17 protein-coding genes are annotated in these 14,337 nt (G+C 72.4%); all 17 read left to right on the forward strand.

Annotated elements, in window-relative coordinates:
- Positions 1-39 precede the first annotated feature (39 nt).
- The 17 genes from ACWCYY_RS02095 (at position 40) to ACWCYY_RS02175 (ending at position 14,282) form a co-directional block, all read left to right on the forward strand.
- The gene (locus tag ACWCYY_RS02095) at positions 40-258 is read left to right on the forward strand and encodes a ubiquitin-like protein Pup (RefSeq protein WP_345289782.1); all 219 of its coding nucleotides are present in this window, start codon (positions 40-42) and stop codon (positions 256-258) included.
- A gap of 190 nt (positions 259-448) precedes the next feature.
- Complete coding sequence (gene prcB, locus ACWCYY_RS02100) at positions 449-1,291, forward strand: proteasome subunit beta (protein ID WP_345289780.1); 843 nt, start codon at positions 449-451, stop codon at positions 1,289-1,291.
- 36 nt (positions 1,292-1,327) lie between these two features.
- Positions 1,328-2,065 (forward strand): proteasome subunit alpha, encoded by a 738-nt coding sequence (prcA, locus tag ACWCYY_RS02105; RefSeq protein WP_345289779.1) that lies wholly within the window; start codon positions 1,328-1,330, stop codon positions 2,063-2,065.
- Positions 2,066-2,174: 109 nt separating this feature from the next.
- On the forward strand, positions 2,175-3,536 hold the full coding sequence (pafA, locus tag ACWCYY_RS02110; RefSeq protein ID WP_345289778.1) for a Pup--protein ligase: 1,362 nt from the start codon (positions 2,175-2,177) through the stop codon (positions 3,534-3,536).
- Positions 3,537-3,633: 97 nt separating this feature from the next.
- Positions 3,634-4,620, forward strand: a complete 987-nt coding sequence (locus ACWCYY_RS02115) for an FKBP-type peptidyl-prolyl cis-trans isomerase (protein ID WP_449794811.1) — start codon at positions 3,634-3,636, stop codon at positions 4,618-4,620.
- A gap of 131 nt (positions 4,621-4,751) precedes the next feature.
- The gene (locus tag ACWCYY_RS02120; RefSeq protein WP_345289775.1) at positions 4,752-6,023 is read left to right on the forward strand and encodes an FKBP-type peptidyl-prolyl cis-trans isomerase; all 1,272 of its coding nucleotides are present in this window, start codon (positions 4,752-4,754) and stop codon (positions 6,021-6,023) included.
- Positions 6,024-6,073: 50 nt separating this feature from the next.
- Positions 6,074-6,445, forward strand: coding sequence for an FKBP-type peptidyl-prolyl cis-trans isomerase (locus tag ACWCYY_RS02125; RefSeq protein ID WP_345289774.1), 372 nt, complete (start codon positions 6,074-6,076; stop codon positions 6,443-6,445).
- Positions 6,446-6,595: 150 nt separating this feature from the next.
- Positions 6,596-7,570: a helix-turn-helix transcriptional regulator gene (locus ACWCYY_RS02130; RefSeq protein ID WP_345289772.1), complete on the forward strand. Its 975-nt coding sequence runs from the start codon at positions 6,596-6,598 to the stop codon at positions 7,568-7,570.
- Positions 7,571-7,596: 26 nt separating this feature from the next.
- Positions 7,597-8,514, forward strand: coding sequence for a helix-turn-helix transcriptional regulator (locus ACWCYY_RS02135; RefSeq protein ID WP_345289826.1), 918 nt, complete (start codon positions 7,597-7,599; stop codon positions 8,512-8,514).
- Between the two features lie 4 nt (positions 8,515-8,518).
- Positions 8,519-8,749 carry a hypothetical protein gene (locus ACWCYY_RS02140; protein ID WP_345289771.1) on the forward strand — a complete coding sequence of 77 codons (231 nt, stop codon included), beginning with the start codon at positions 8,519-8,521 and terminating at the stop codon, positions 8,747-8,749.
- A 23-nt stretch (positions 8,750-8,772) separates the two neighbouring features.
- Positions 8,773-8,934: a hypothetical protein gene (locus tag ACWCYY_RS02145; protein WP_345289769.1), complete on the forward strand. Its 162-nt coding sequence runs from the start codon at positions 8,773-8,775 to the stop codon at positions 8,932-8,934.
- 115 nt (positions 8,935-9,049) lie between these two features.
- A complete protein-coding gene (tatA, locus tag ACWCYY_RS02150; RefSeq protein ID WP_345289768.1) occupies positions 9,050-9,319 on the forward strand; it encodes a Sec-independent protein translocase subunit TatA in 270 nt (89 codons plus the stop codon).
- Positions 9,316-10,260, forward strand: coding sequence for a twin-arginine translocase subunit TatC (gene tatC, locus ACWCYY_RS02155; protein ID WP_449794812.1), 945 nt, complete (start codon positions 9,316-9,318; stop codon positions 10,258-10,260). The genes tatA and tatC overlap by 4 nt, the downstream gene beginning before the upstream one ends.
- A 128-nt stretch (positions 10,261-10,388) precedes the next feature.
- Positions 10,389-11,546 (forward strand): NAD(P)/FAD-dependent oxidoreductase, encoded by a 1,158-nt coding sequence (locus tag ACWCYY_RS02160; RefSeq protein WP_449794813.1) that lies wholly within the window; start codon positions 10,389-10,391, stop codon positions 11,544-11,546.
- The gene (locus tag ACWCYY_RS02165; protein ID WP_345289764.1) at positions 11,543-11,860 is read left to right on the forward strand and encodes a (2Fe-2S)-binding protein; all 318 of its coding nucleotides are present in this window, start codon (positions 11,543-11,545) and stop codon (positions 11,858-11,860) included. The genes ACWCYY_RS02160 and ACWCYY_RS02165 overlap by 4 nt, the downstream gene beginning before the upstream one ends.
- Positions 11,841-13,238, forward strand: coding sequence for an FAD/NAD(P)-dependent oxidoreductase (locus tag ACWCYY_RS02170; protein WP_345289763.1), 1,398 nt, complete (start codon positions 11,841-11,843; stop codon positions 13,236-13,238). Before ACWCYY_RS02165 ends, ACWCYY_RS02170 begins: the two co-directional genes overlap by 20 nt.
- A gap of 180 nt (positions 13,239-13,418) precedes the next feature.
- Positions 13,419-14,282 (forward strand): dihydrodipicolinate synthase family protein, encoded by an 864-nt coding sequence (locus tag ACWCYY_RS02175; RefSeq protein WP_345289825.1) that lies wholly within the window; start codon positions 13,419-13,421, stop codon positions 14,280-14,282.
- Positions 14,283-14,337: the final 55 nt, after the last annotated feature.

The raw sequence follows: 14,337 nt of genomic DNA on the forward strand, positions 1-14,337 counted from the left end.
GGATAGTGTCTGACCAACCGAGCGAGCGGGGTGAGGGAAATGGCCAGCAAGGACACCGACGGCGGTCAGCAGCGGGCGAGCCGTTCCTCCGAGGAGGTCGAGGAGCAGGCGGTCGACGCGCAGGCGTCCGACGACCTCAAGGAGCGCCAGGAGAAGCTCAGCGACGACGTCGACGCGGTGCTCGACGAAATCGACGACGTCCTCGAGTCGAACGCGGAGGACTTCGTCCGTCAGTTCGTGCAGAAGGGCGGCCAGTAGCCGTCCTCCGTCAACTCAGCCGCGCGCGGCAATCCCGTGGGAATTCCCCCGGGGTTGCCGCGCGCGGACTATCGGACGGCCGTTTCGACGCCCAGGGAGAACCGGCCGCCGCCGAGGTGGTTGAGGGGCGAAGAAGAACGGGTAGTGTCCGGTTCACACAGCGCCAGTTGATCTACCTGGAAGGAATCGAGTGGAAGCCAACACTGGTGGCACCGGGCGTCTACCGGCTGCCTTCCTGACCCCGGGTTCGTCGTCGTTCATCGACTTCCTCGGCCAGCACTCGCCGGAGCTGCTGCCCGGCCGCCGCACCCTGCCGGAGGGCCTCACCATCGAGGCGCCGCACGGCACCACCATCGTCTCGGCGGTCTTCGACGGCGGCGTGGTGCTCGCCGGCGACCGCCGCGCCACCATGGGGAACGTGATCGCCCAGCGGGACATCGAGAAGGTGTTCCCGGCCGACGAGTACAGCGCGGTGGGCATCGCGGGCACCGCAGGCCTGGCGGTCGAGATGGTCCGGCTGTTCCAGCTGGAGCTGGAGCACTACGAGAAGATCGAGGGCACCGTGCTCTCCCTGGAGGGCAAGGCCAACCGGCTCACCACGATGATCCGGGGCAACCTCGGGATGGCCATGCAGGGCCTGGCCGTGGTCCCGATGTTCGCCGGCTACGACCTCAACCTCGGCCGCGGCCGGATCTTCACCTACGACGTCACCGGCGGCCGCTCCGAGGAGCGGGGCTTCGCGGCCACCGGCTCCGGCTCGGTCTTCGCCCGGGGCTCGATGAAGAAGCTCTACCGCGAGGACCTGACCGCCGAGCAGGCCTCCACCCTGGTGGTCCAGGCGCTCTACGACGCGGCCGACGACGACTCCGCCACCGGCGGTCCGGACCTGGCCCGCAAGATCTTCCCGATCGTCTCGCTGATCACCGAGGACGGCTTCCGCCGCCTCTCCGAGGCCGAGGTCTCCGGGATCGCGCACTCCATCACCGACCAGCGCCTCGAGCACCCCAACGGCCCGCAGGCCCCGCTCCTCTAAGTCCGCCACGAACCTCCCAGGAAGGGGACGGCCAAGGTGTCCACACCGTTCTACGTCTCGCCCCAGCAGGCCATGGCGGACCGCGCCGAGTACGCCCGCAAGGGCATCGCCCGCGGCCGCAGCGTGGTCGTGCTGACCTACGCCGAGGGCATCGTCTTCGTCGCGGAGAACACCTCGCGGGCGCTGCACAAGGTCTCCGAGATCTACGACCAGATCGCCTTCGCCGCGGTCGGCCGCTACAACGAGTTCGAGAACCTGCGGATCGGCGGCGTGCGCTACGCCGACCTGCGCGGCTACTCCTACGACCGGGCCGACGTGACCGCCCGCGGGCTGGCCAACGTCTACGCCCAGACCCTGGGCACCATCTTCTCCTCGGTCGGCGAGAAGCCGTACGAGGTGGAGCTGATCGTGGCCGAGGTCGGCCGCACCCCCGAGGACGACCAGATCTACCGGCTCACCCCCGACGGCTCGGTGGTGGACGAGAAGAACGCCGTGGTGGTCGGCGGGAACGCGGACTCGATCGGCAACTACCTCGGCCAGAAGCACCAGCCCGGGCTCAGCCTGGCCGGTGCGCTCAAGCTGGCCGTCGACGGCCTGGCCCGGGACCCGAACGGCGGCACGCCGCGGGCCCTGACGCCGGATCAGCTGGAGGTCGCGGTCCTGGACCGCACCCGCTTCCAGAAGCGGAAGTTCAAGCGGGTGCTGGGCGGGCAGCTGAGCCGCCTGCTGGCGGGCGACGAGTCGGCCGCCGCCGAGGAGAGCACCGAGGAGTAGGGAGCGGCGGGAGCCCCCGGGCGGGGGCTCCCGCTCCACCGAGGCGATTTGACGGACCGTCGGCCGCCCCGGGGTTTCGGAAGGCCCTCGAACAGAGAAGAGATGCCTCATGGACCGTCGAATCTTCGGGATCGAGAACGAGTACGGCGTCACCTGCACCTTCCGGGGGCAGCGCCGCCTGTCGCCGGACGAGGTGGCCCGGTACCTCTTCCGCCGCGTTGTCTCCTGGGGCCGCAGCAGCAACGTCTTCCTGCGCAACGGCGCCCGCCTCTACCTGGACGTGGGCTCCCACCCCGAGTACGCCACCCCCGAGTGCGACGACGTCACCGAGCTGGTGACGCACGACAAGGCCGGCGAGCGGATCCTCGAGGGCCTGCTGGTGGACGCCGAGCGGCGCCTGCACGAGGAGGGCATCGCCGGGGACGTCTACCTCTTCAAGAACAACACCGACTCGGCCGGGAACTCCTACGGCTGCCACGAGAACTACCTGGTGGCCCGGCACGGCGAGTTCTCCCGGCTGGCCGACGTGCTGATCCCCTTCCTGGTCACCCGGCAGCTGATCTGCGGCGCGGGCAAGGTGCTGCAGACCCCGCGCGGCGCGGTCTACTGCGTCAGCCAGCGGGCCGAGCACATCTGGGAGGGCGTCAGCTCCGCCACCACCCGCTCGCGCCCGATCATCAACACCCGGGACGAGCCGCACGCGGACGCCGAGCGGTACCGCCGGCTGCACGTGATCGTCGGCGACTCCAACATGTCCGAGACCACCACCCTGCTCAAGGTGGGCTCCACCGACCTGGTGCTGCGCCTGATCGAGGCCGGTGTGGTGATGCGCGACCTGACGCTGGAGAACCCGATCCGGGCCATCCGCGAGGTCAGCCACGACCTCACCGGGACCCACCAGGTCCGGCTCGCCAACGGCCGGGAGGCCAGCGCGCTGGACATCCAGGAGGAGTACTACACCAAGGCGCTGGAGTTCGCCGACCGCAAGGGCATCAACACCGGCACCATCGCCAAGGTGCTGGAGCTCTGGGGCCGCACCCTGGAGGCCGTCCGCAGCGGGAACTTCGACAGCGTCTCCACCGAGATCGACTGGATCATGAAGCACCAGCTGATCGAGCGGTACCGGGCCAAGCACAACATGGGGATGTCCAACCCCCGGGTGGCCCAGATCGACCTGGCGTACCACGACATCCACCGCCGCCGCGGCCTGTTCTACCTGCTCCAGAACAAGGGCCAGGCCGAGCGGATCACCACCGACCTGAAGACCTTCGAGGCCAAGTCGGTGCCCCCGCAGACCACCCGGGCCCGGCTGCGCGGCGACTTCATCCGCAAGGCGCAGGAGCAGCGCCGCGACTTCACCGTCGACTGGGTGCACCTGAAGCTGAACGACCAGGCGCAGCGCACCGTGCTCTGCAAGGACCCGTTCCGCTCGGTGGACGAGCGGGTGGAGAAGCTGATCGCGGGGATGTAGGCGGGTGCCGAGCGGGGTGCCTGCGGAGCGGCGGGCGGATCGGGCAATACGCTGCGGGCAGGCACCGCTCCGTACTTGACCGACAGTTAGGAACACCGTGCGCCGCACCGCCGGTCCGCTCGCCGTCCTGCCGCTCCTCCTGATCGCCGCCTGCGGCAGTGACGGCACGCCGTCCCAGGGGGCCACCGGCACCGCCTCGGCCTCCGCCACGGCGGTGCCGAGCCCGGTGGCCTCGGCCTCCCCGATGCCCACGGTCTCCGGGAGCTTCGGCAGCAAGGCGACCGTCACGCTGCCCGCCGGCCAGCCCAGCGGCCAGTTCGTGGTGAACACGGTGATCGAAGGGGAGGGCGCCACGGTCGCCAAGAACGACTGGGTGACCGTCAACTACACGGCCAAGGACTGGACCACCGGCAAGGACCTGACCAGCTCCTACGACTCCGGTCAGAAGCCGCAGCTCTACCAGGCGGGCAGCGGGCAGCTGGTGCCCGCCTTCGACCAGACCGTGCTGGGCAAGAAGGTCGGCACCCGGCTGCTGGTGGTGGCCCCGCCGGCGGCCGGCTTCGGCTCCACCGGCAGCGCCAACCTGGGCATCGGCGGCGGCGACACGGTGGTCTTCGTCCTGGACGTGGTGGAGGACCTGCCGCAGGACTCGACCATCGGCGGCACCATGACCCAGCCGCCCGCCGACCTGCCGCAGGTGAAGGACAACGGCAAGGCCGCCCCGACCATCACCATCCCGCCGGGGCCGCCGGCCCCGCCGACCGAGCTGAAGACCTCGGTGCTGGTGAAGGGCGACGGCAAGCCGGTGCAGTCCGGCCAGACCCTGGTGGTGCAGTACACCGGGGTGCTCTGGGCCAACGGCCAGCAGTTCGACTCCTCCTGGAGCCACGGCGGGGCGCAGGCGCTCCAGGTCGGCACCGGCAGCCTGATCAAGGGCTGGGACCAGGGCCTGGTCGGCCAGACGGTGGGCAGCCGGGTCGAGCTGGTGGTGCCGCCCGCGCTCGGCTACGGGGACAAGGCGCAGTCCTCGGTCCCGGCGAACTCCACCCTGGTCTTCGTGATCGACATCCTCGAAGCGGTCTGAAACCCCTGACACCGAATCGAAGCTCGCGGCTCTTACCGCGCCCTCATGTCCACCTGACATACTGTCGCGCACTGTGGCAGGTGTCCGTCAGGACCCGGTGAGGGCGCGGCCCGCGAGATGGATGGGGAGTCATGACTGAGAAGAGCGTCGGGGACCCGACGGCTGCACGGCCCGGCGGGCCGCTGCCGGGTGACGGCGAGTCGATCGTCGTCCCCCCGGCCATCCTGAAGCAGCAGGCCGGCTGGGGCGGCGACGAGGCCCGCCCGGCCGCCGGGGAGAAGAGGGACGAGGAGCCCCAGGTCTTCGCCTCCACGGTACGCCGCAAGGACATGGACGAGTCGGGCTACGACGAGAACCCCGGCTCGGCCGGCAAGCTCGGCGTCATCCTGGGCACCGTGCTCGCGGTGCTGCTGGTCGGCAGCGGGATCACCCTCTACATGGTGAACAAGCCGGACTCGGGCAAGAAGGCCGCCGCCGACTCGGCGCCGTCCGCCCCGGCCCAGCCGACCCCGACCCAGGCCCCGGTGCCGCCGATCAAGAACGACGCCAAGGTGCTGCCGGTCGTCACCGGCGACTTCGGCACCAAGGCCGCCATCGAGCTCCCCAAGGACGCTCCCGACGGCAGCTTCGTGGTCAAGACGCTGACCGAGGGCACCGGCCCCGAGGTCAAGAAGAGCGACTGGGTGACGGTCGACTTCACCAGCAAGGACTGGGCCACCGGCAAGGACCTGGCCAACTCCTTCGACAACAAGAAGCCGCAGCTCTTCCAGGCCGGCGCGGGCAAGCTGATCCCCGCCCTGGACGACGCGGTGACCGGCCACAAGGCCGGCAGCCGCCTGCTGGTGGTGGCCCCGCCGGCCGCCGCCTTCGGCGACCAGGGCAACACCCAGATGGGCGTCGGCCCGAAGGACAACCTGGTCTTCGTGATCGACATCAAGCAGGGCACCTCGCCGGACGCGGTGCTCAGCGGCGAGATGGCCGCCCCGGCCGAGGGCATGCCCAAGGTCAAGGACAACGGCAAGAAGCCGGCCACCATCACCCCCGTCCCGGGCGTGGCCGCGCCGACCGAACTGAAGACCTCGGTGCTGATCGAGGGCAAGGGCCGCAAGATCGAGTCGGGTGAGAAGGTCGTCGTCCAGTACACCGGCGTGACCTACGCCGACGGCAAGCAGTTCGACTCCTCGCTCGACCGCGGCCAGGCCTTCGGCTTCGTCACCGGTGGCGGCGGCGTCATCGAGGGCTGGGACAAGGCCGTCACCGGCCAGACCATCGGCAGCCGGATCGAGGTCGTGATCCCGCCGGCCATGGGCTACGGCGACAAGGCCTCGGAGAAGATCCCGGCCAACTCCACGCTGGTGTTCGTGATCGACATCCTGGACGCGGGTGTCGGCGGCGCCGACTAGTCGTCGCGTAACGTATCCCTGTTACATCACCGAACGAGAAGAGCTGTGCTGTGAGCCTTACCAAGCCGGAGATCGACTTCCCGATCGGCGACGCGCCGGCCGACCTGGTCATCGAGGACATCGTCGAGGGCACCGGCGCCGAGGCCAAGGCCGGCGCGATGGTCGAGGTCCACTACGTGGGCGTCACCTTCGAGACCGGCGAGGAGTTCGACGCCTCCTGGAACCGCGGCCAGACCTTCCGCTTCCCGCTGGGCGGCGGCCGGGTCATCAAGGGCTGGGACGAGGGCGTCCAGGGCATGAAGGTCGGCGGCCGGCGCAAGCTGACCATCCCGGCCCACAAGGCGTACGGGAACCAGTCCCCGAGCCCGCTCATCCCGGCCGGTTCGACCCTGATCTTCGTGGTCGACCTGCTCGGCGTCTGACGGTCCGTCCGACACCGCGTCACCCCGAGGCCCCACCCCGCAGCGAGCGGGGTGGGGCCTCGGCTTTCCCCCCGGGCGCCCCACCCGGTACGGTCAGCGACAGCTGACGAACCACCAGCACGAAGCACCCCGTTACCGGAAAGGTCCGCGATGGCGATCGCCAAGGCAGAGCGGCTGATGAACCTCGCCCTGTGCCTGATGAACACCAGACGTCCGCTCTCCAAGAAGGAGCTCCGGGAGTCCGTCGAGGCGTACCGGGAGGCCTGGCAGTCCGGCAGCGAAGAGGCCTTCAACCGGATGTTCGAGCGGGACAAGGACGACCTGCGCGAGCTCGGCCTGATCATCGACGTGGACGAGAACGGCCTCGACGGCGAGATGGGCTACCTGGCCCGCAAGGACCGCAACCGGCTGCCCGAGATCGCCCTGGACGCGGAGGAGGCGGCCGCGCTCACGCTGGCCGCCCGGGTCTGGCAGCAGGCCAAGATGTCCGGCGCGGCCAGCGGTGCGCTGCAGAAGCTGCGCGCCGCCGGCGTGCCGTTCACCGAGGAGCGCGAGCACTCCGCGCTGGAGCCGCGGATCCCGGCCCGGGAGGCGGCCTTCGAGCCGCTGCTCACCGCGGCCCGGGACCGACGGCCCGTCACCTTCGAGTACCGCAAGGCCGGTGCGGCCGCCGTCGAGCTGCGCTCGGTGGAGCCCTGGGCGCTGGAGTGCTGGCGCGGCCACTGGTACCTGGCCGGCTGGGACCGGGACCGCGAGGCGGCCCGGGTGTTCCGGCTGAGCCGGATCACCGGCAAGGTGAAGTCCCGGGCCGGCCGGTTCGCCGGCACCGTGCCCGAGCACGTGGACGTGCGCGCGGTGGTGGCCCGGTTCGGCGGCGAGGGCGCGACCGCCTCGGCCACCGTCCGGCTGCGGCAGGGCAAGGGCTTCCCGCTGCGCACCAAGGCGCTGGAGGTCCGCGAGGGCGCCGACGGCTGGGACGAGCTGGAGATCCCGTACGGCCCGGGGCTCGGGGCCGAGGTGGCCGAGTTCGGCCCCGACCTGGTGGTGCTGGCGCCCGAGGAGCTGCGGGCGGACGTCGTCGACCGGCTGCGAGCGGTGGCCGGTCTCCTTGAGGGGCAGAGTTGAGCAACGCGATCGACCAGACCCGGCGGATGCTGTCGCTGGTCACCTACCTGCGCGAGCGGCCGGGCGCCGAGGTGGCCGAGGTGGCCCGGGCGTTCGGCATCACCGAGCGCGAGCTGATCAACGACCTGAACGTGCTGCCGATGTGCGGCACCAGCTTCCGCGGCGGCGACCTGCTCGACATCGACACCGACGGCGAGCGCATCTGGTGGCACAACGTCGACGACGTGGCCCAGCCGCTGCGCCTCGCCGCCGACGAGGCCACCGCGCTCCTGGTGGCCGCCCGCGCGGTGGCCGGCCTGCCCGGCCTGCGCGAGCGGGACCGGCAGGCGCTGACCCGCGCCGTCGCCAAGATCGAGGACGCGGCCGGCGAGAGCGCCGAGTCCTCGGCCCGGGTCGGCGTGACCTTCGAGGCCGAGGGCCAGGTCTTCGCCGACATCGACCGCGCGCTGAGCGAGGGCCGGCTGATCTGGCTGCGCTACTGGTCGCACGGGCGCGGTGGCATGACGGAGCGTCTGGTCGACCCGATCCGGCTGGTCACCGAGGGGCACACCTACCTCGAGGGCTGGTGCCGCACCTCGGAGGACCGCCGGGTGTTCCGGCTGGACCGGGTGGCCGAGATCAAGGTGCTGGACGAGCCGGCCGACCCGCCGCGGCTGGAGCCGCGCGACCTGTCGGCCGGGCTGGTCACCCCCGCCGCCTCCGACCCGGAGGTGGTGGTCGAGGTCGGCCCCGGCGGCCGCTGGGTGGCCGAGTACTACACCCACGACTCGGCCGAGGAGCTGCCCGACGGCGGTCTGCGGATCACCCTGCGCAGCGCGGACCCGGCGGGCCTGCGCCCGCTGGCCCTGCGGCTGGGCCGGGAGGGCCGGATCGTCTCCCCGCCGGAGCTCGCCGAGTCGGCGCGGGCCGCCGCGCTCGAGGCGCTCCAGGGCTACGAGGGCTGAGCCGGTGACCGCGGAGGGCACCAGATTCAAGGTCTACTGCTCTCACTGCCGGGAGAAGGTGGAGCTGCCGGCCGAGGCCTTCCGGCTGGCGCTGGGCGCCACCCGGGAGCGCACCTTCTACAGCTTCGGCTGCCCGGCGTGCGGCCAGACGGTCCGCAAGAGCGCGGGGGAGTCCATCGTCGAGGCGCTGACCAGGGCCGGGGTCAGCACCATGCGCCTGCTGCCGGTCGACTGAGAACCACCTAGCAAGGAGATGCAGTGCCCTGGACCGTCGTCGCCGCCGTCCTGCTGTCCACCGCCGGACTGCTGGTGCTGGGGGTGCTGGCCGGACGGCTCTGGCTGGACGTCAGGGCGCTGGCCCGGGAGGTCGGCACGGCCTCCCGGGCGGTGACCGAGGCGGCCGAGCGCCTGACGGGGTGACAGCGGGTCGTTCTCCGAGGCCAGGTAGCATCCGGTCGTTGTCGCAGCTTCACCCGCAGGGGCTACCATCGCCGGGAGCGGGGGAGTGCTGCCCCTGGGAGAAAGGTGGTCGCACATGCGGATCGGCACGATCCTCATCATCGTCGTCCTCGCCCTACTGCTGTTCGGCGCGAAGCGGCTGCCCGACCTCGCCCGGTCGCTCGGCAAGTCGGCGCGGATCCTGAAGGCCGAGGGCAAGGCGCTCAAGGAGGAGGGCAAGTCCCTCAAGGACCGGACGGTGGCCGCCGCCAAGGAGGGCGCCGCCGAGCCGATCGATCCGGTGGAGCCGGCCCGCGTCGTCAAGTCCGCCCCGGGTGACCCGGCCCGAGTCGAGGACCGAGCTTGAGCAAGAGCGAGAAGGCCGTCAAGCCGGCCAAGGACCCCGAGGGCCGGATGGCCCTGGCGGAGCACCTGCGGGAGCTGCGCAACCGGCTGGTGAAGTCGATCCTGGCGATCCTGCTCTTCACGATCGTGATCGCGATCTTCTACCGCCCGGTGATCGACTTCCTGATCGCCCCGCTGCCCGCCTGCGGTCCTGACAACAAGCCGCCGCCGGGCGAGAACAAGTGCGCCCTGGTGGCGAACATCGGCCTGATGACCGCCTTCACCGTGGTGCTGAAGGTCGCGCTGACCGGTGGCGTGGTCGCGGCGACCCCGGTCTGGCTCTTCCAGCTCTGGCGCTTCGTCGCGCCCGGTCTGCACAAGAGCGAGCGCCGCTACACGGTGGCCTTCATGGGCTTCGGCATCCCGCTCTTCCTGACCGGCGCCGCCTTCGCCTACCTCATCATGCCGATGACGGCGGCGATGCTGATCCACTTCGCCGGCACCGACGTCACCTCGATCCTCACCGTCGAGGACTACCTCGACGTGGTGACCAGGATGGTGCTGGTCTTCGGTCTGGGCTTCGAGTTCCCGCTGTTGCTGGTGATGCTGAACTTCGTCGGCGTCCTCACCGGCAAGCGGCTGCTCGGCTGGTGGCGCGGCATGGTGATGGCCATCACGGTCTTCGCCGCCTTCGCGACCCCCTCGGCCGACCCGGTGAGCATGATCCTGCTGGCCCTGCCGATCATCGCGCTGTACTTCGTCGCGGTCGGCGTGGCGCTGATGAACGACAGGCGCAAGCTGCGCAACAACCCGGACGCGGGCCTGGACGACGAGGAGGCCTCGCGCCTGGACCTCTCGGTCGAGGACGTCGCCGGAGCCGAGGCGATCGGCGCCTCCTCCGCACCGGAGCTGCCGTCCGCCGTCCCGGCCGCCCGTCGGGAGCAGCTGGACGACATCACCTGACACTGTCGCGGCTGACCCGTCGTCAGTTCGCCCGAACGGCCCCGGCCTGCTGGTTCTTCCAGTGGACCGGGGCCGTTCGTCATGTCCACGGCCTTGGCAGAGCAGAAGCCATGTGACATATTACTGCCGTGTCCACGAGATCCCCCCACGATGTCCTGGTGGTCGGCGCCGGTGTGGTCGGCGCCGCCTGCGCCTACTACGCGGCCCGAGCCGGCCTGAGCGTCACCGTCGTCGACCGAGGCCCGGTCGCCGGCGGCACCACCGGTGCCGGCGAGGGGAACCTCCTGGTCTCCGACAAGGAGCCCGGCCCCGAGCTCGACCTCGCCCTGTACTCCACCGGCCTGTGGCGCACCCTGGCCGCGGAGCTGGGGGAGGCGGTCGAGTACGAGCCCAAGGGCGGCCTGGTGGTCGCCTCCACCGAGGCCGGGATGACCGCGCTGCGCGGCTTCGCCGCCGAGCAGACCAAGGTCGGGGTGGAGTCCTCCGAGATCTCCGGTGACCGGCTCGCCGAACTGGAACCGCACCTGGCCGCCGGGCTGGGCGGCGGCTTCCTCTACCCGCAGGACGCCCAGGTCCAGCCCGCGCTGGCCGCCGCTCACCTGCTGCGGGCCTCCGGGGCGCGCCTGCGGCTCGGCGAGACGGTCACCGGCATCCGCACCGCGCCCTCCGGCGAGGTGCTCGGGGTGACGACCGGTCAGGGCCGGATCGACGCCCCGGTGGTGATCAACGCGGCCGGGACCTGGGGCGGCGAGCTGGCCGCGATGGCCGGCGTCGAGCTCCCGGTGCTGCCCCGGCGCGGCTTCGTGCTGGTCACCGAGCCGCTGCCGAGGATCGTGCGGCACAAGGTCTACGCCGCCGACTACGTGGCCGACGTGGCCAGCGGCTCGGCGGCGCTGCAGACCTCCGCCGTGGTCGAGGGCACCCCGGCCGGGCCGGTGCTGATCGGTGCCAGCCGGGAGCGGGTCGGCTTCGACCGCACCCTCTCGGTCGAGGTGCTCCGGCGCCTGGCGGCCAACGCGGCCCGGCTCTTCCCGGTGCTGCGCACCGTCCAGGTGCAGCGCGCCTACCGGGGCTTCCGCCCGTACCTGCCGGACCACCTGCCGGCCATCGGGGCCGACCCGCGGGTGCCCGGGCTCTACCACGCCTGCGGCCACGAGGGCGCGGGCATCGGCCTGGCCCCCGCCACCGGCGAGCTGATCGCCCGTCAGCTCACCGGCGAGGCCCCCGGGCTCGACCTCACCCCGTTCCGAGCCGACCGCTTCCCGCACCCTGGAGGAGCCGCGTGAGCGCCCGCACCCCCGCCGAGCTGGTCGGCGCCCGGCCCCAGCCGGGGCACACCATCGACTTCGACGGCCGCCCGATCCCGGTGCTGCCCGGCCAGACCATCGCGGCCGCGCTCTGGGCCAACGGCATCCTGGCCTGGCGCACCACCCGGGTGAACGGGCGCCCGCGCGGCGCGTTCTGCGGCATCGGCGCCTGCTACGACTGCCTGGCCACCGTGGACGGCGCGCCCAACCAGCGCACCTGTCTGATCCCCGCCGAGCCCGGCACCACCGTCACCACCCAGGAGGGCCACGGCCGTGCCGACCTCGCCGTCTGACCCCCGGGGCCTCCAGGACCCGTACGACCTCGCGGTGATCGGGGCCGGCCCGGCCGGGCTGGCGGCCGCCGTCACCGCCGCCTCCTCCGGCCTGCGCTGCGTCCTGCTGGACGCCGGCCCGCGCCCGGGCGGCCAGTACTACCGCCACCCCGCGCCGGAGCTGGGCGCGGCCCGCCCGGAGAAGCTGCACCACGGCTGGCCCGCCTTCGCCAAGCTGCGCGACCGGCTGGCCGCGAGCACCGTCACCCACCTGACGGAGCACCAGGTCTGGACGGCCGAGCAGGGCACCGGCGGGCGGCCCTGGCGGCTGCACGCGCTGCACGGCGGCGAGGCGGTGACGGTCGAGGCGGCCGCGGTGCTGCTGGCCACCGGCGCCTACGAGCGCCAACTGCCCTTCCCCGGCTGGACGCTGCCCGGCGTGGTGACGGCCGGCGGCGCGCAGGCCATGCTCAAGGCCGGCCTGGTGCTGCCGGGCCGGCGGATCGTGGTGGCGGGCAGCGGCCCGCTGCTGCTGGCCGCCGCCTCCTCGCTGGTCTCCGCCGGGGCCACCGTGCCCGCGGTGGTGGAGGCCTCGAACTACCTCGGCTACGCCCGCGGCCTGACCACGCTGGCCGCCAACCCGGCCAAGCTGGTCGAGGGCGCCGAGCACGGCACCAGGCTGCTGCGCGGCAGGGTCCGGCTGCGCCGCTCCAGCGCCGTCGTCGAGGCGCACGGCACCGACCGGGTGACCGCCGTGACGGTGGCGAGGCTGGACGCCGAGTGGCGGCCGGTGCCCGGCACCGAGCGGCGGATCGAGTGCGACGCGCTGGCCGTCGGGCACGGCCTGCTGCCGCAGATCGAGCTGGCCACCGAGTTGGGCGCCGAGACCTTCACCACCGCGGACGACACCGTGGCGCTCAAGGTCGACGACGAGCTGCGCACCTCGCTGCCGGGCCTGTGGGCGGCGGGGGAGACCTGCGGCGTCGGCGGCGCCGACCTGGCGATCGCGGAGGGCGCACTGGCCGCCCGGGTGATCGCCGGGGCGCCGGTGCCGGCCTCGCTGCGCGCCCGCCGGGAGCGCCGCCGGGCCTTCGCCGGCCTGATGGCCGCCGCGCACCGGCCCGGCCCGGGCTGGACGGAGTGGCTGCGCGAGGACACCGACGTCTGCCGCTGCGAGGAGGTCCCGGCCGGGGCGATCCGCACCGCGGTGGAGGAGCTCGGCGCGGCCGACCCGCGGACGGTCAAGCTGCTCACCCGGGCCGGGATGGGGTGGTGCCAGGGCCGGATGTGCGGCCCGGCGGTGGCCTGCCTCTCCGGTGCCGGCGGGCTGAAGCCCGACTCCCGCCCGCTCGCCTGCCCCGTCCCGCTGGCCCAGCTCGCCGACGGCGAACCGAGCTGAACGGCCCCGCGCGCGGCGCACTCGTCCGTGGAGTGCGCCGGCCCGCGCCCCTGACATCCCCTCAGGTGGTCCACACCCTTGTGGTCCTCCGCCCGCTCTAATAAAATGTCACACCTCACCACTCAAGGAGACCCCCAAGTGTCCGCAACGCACGAGCCCACCCGTCCCTGGCGCGGCATCATGGTCGCCACCACGCTCCCGCTGCGTGACGACCTGTCCGTCGACTACGACGCCTACGGCGAGCACGTCCAGTGGCTGATCGCCAACGGCTGCGACGGCGTGGTCCCCAACGGCTCGCTCGGCGAGTACCAGGTCCTCACCGCCGAGGAGCGGGCCCGCGTGGTCACCACCGCCGTCGAGGCGGCCGGTGACGGCTCCCGCGTCATGCCGGGCGTCGCCGCCTACGGCTCCGCCGAGTCCCGCCGCTGGGCCGAGCAGGCCGCCGAGGCCGGCGCCGGCTCCGTCCTGCTGCTGCCGCCGAACGCCTACCGCGCCGACGCCGCGGCGGTCCGCGCGCACTACGCCGAGGTGGCCAAGGCCGGCCTGCCGATCGTGGCCTACAACAACCCGATCGACACCAAGGTGGACCTGGTCCCCTCGCTGCTCGCCGACATCCACAAGGACGGCAACATCGTCGCCGTCAAGGAGTTCAGCGGCGACGTCCGCCGGGCGTACGAGATCGCCGAGCTCGCCCCGGGCCTGGACCTGCTGATCGGCGCCGACGACGTGCTGCTGGAGCTGGCCGTGGCCGGCGCCGTCGGCTGGATCGCCGGCTACCCGAACGCCCTGCCGGAGGCCAGCGCCAAGCTGTTCCACGCCGCCGTCTCGGGTGACCTGGAGACCGCCGTCCCGCTGTACCGCTCGCTGCACTCGCTGCTGCGCTGGGACTCCAAGACCGAGTTCGTCCAGGCCATCAAGCTCTCCATGGACATCGCCGGCCGCCCGGGCGGTCCGGTCCGTCCGCCGCGCTTCCCGCTCTCCCCGGAGATCGAGGCGGCCGTCCGCGCCGCCACCGAGCAGGCCATCGCGGCCGGCCTGGTCTGACACAGCGTCAAGCCCGAGAAGTGACCAGAGGCCGGCTGCGGCGGCAGCCGGCCCT

The organism is Kitasatospora sp. NPDC001664, assembly GCF_053596675.1.

Coding starts and splice junctions, on each gene's coding strand:
- ACWCYY_RS02120 (WP_345289775.1), top strand. CDS start 4,752: ATGACTGAGAAGAGCGTCGGGGACCCGACGGCTGCACGGCCCGGCGGG.
- pafA (WP_345289778.1), top strand. CDS start 2,175: ATGGACCGTCGAATCTTCGGGATCGAGAACGAGTACGGCGTCACCTGC.
- ACWCYY_RS02135 (WP_345289826.1), top strand. CDS start 7,597: ATGCTGTCGCTGGTCACCTACCTGCGCGAGCGGCCGGGCGCCGAGGTG.
- tatA (WP_345289768.1), top strand. CDS start 9,050: ATGCGGATCGGCACGATCCTCATCATCGTCGTCCTCGCCCTACTGCTG.
- ACWCYY_RS02095 (WP_345289782.1), top strand. CDS start 40: ATGGCCAGCAAGGACACCGACGGCGGTCAGCAGCGGGCGAGCCGTTCC.
- ACWCYY_RS02175 (WP_345289825.1), top strand. CDS start 13,419: ATGGTCGCCACCACGCTCCCGCTGCGTGACGACCTGTCCGTCGACTAC.
- ACWCYY_RS02130 (WP_345289772.1), top strand. CDS start 6,596: ATGGCGATCGCCAAGGCAGAGCGGCTGATGAACCTCGCCCTGTGCCTG.